This is a genomic window from bacterium (assembly GCA_020440705.1).
Classification (GTDB): Bacteria; Krumholzibacteriota; Krumholzibacteriia; order LZORAL124-64-63; family LZORAL124-64-63; genus JAGRNP01.
The window spans coordinates 1-654 of sequence record JAGRNP010000275.1 but is presented as its reverse complement, the minus strand read 5'-3'; the positions used below and the strand labels follow the sequence as shown (position 1 = coordinate 654).

The 654-nt window shown below is 64.7% G+C and carries 1 protein-coding gene; it reads right to left on the bottom strand.

Going from position 1 to position 654, the window contains the following annotated elements; all coding sequences use genetic code 11:
• Positions 1-512 (bottom strand): translation initiation factor IF-3 (infC, locus tag KDM41_18345; GenBank protein MCB1185385.1); only part of this gene is annotated, 512 nt, incomplete at its 3' end.
• Positions 513-654: the final 142 nt, after the last annotated feature.

Below are 654 nucleotides of genomic sequence, written 5' to 3'. Positions count from 1 at the left end.
AACGCCTTCTTCGCCGGGTCCAGCGTCATGCTGAAAAAGCGACCCTCGAGTCGGGGCGGGCGCTCCATGTCCGCCAGGTCCTCAAGCTGGGTGTACACCCGCTTGAGCAGCTCCTCCGCCACCTCGGGGTGCGAGTTCTCGCGCGCCCGGAGCATGACGGAGACCTTGACCTTGTCGCCCTCGAGCAGCAGCTTTCGGGCGGTGCGGATCTTGAAGTCGCGGTCGTGAGTATCGATCTTGACCTTCATCCGGACTTCGCGCAACTCGACCTGCTTGGAGCCGCGGCGTGACTCGCGCTCCTTCTTGGCCTGTTCATACTTGAACTTGCCGTAGTCCATGATCTTCACCACGGGCGGATGGGCCGTGGGAGCGATCTCGACCATGTCGAGGTTGGCCTCGTCGGCCAGGCGCTGAGCCTCCCGCGTGTCCAGGACACCGAGCTGCTCGTCGCCGCGGATCACGCGCACCTGCGGCACGCGGATCTGTTCGTTTACGCGAAGGTCTTTAGCGATCGGGCTTCCTCCAATGACACGCTGCCCGCGTGGGTCCGACGAGCAGCGATACAGACGTAATGATACCAAACCCGGGCCACCGCCGTCCCCGGGGTGAACCCCGAGGCACCCGACAGTGCAATGCCCCCACGTCCGCGCAGTC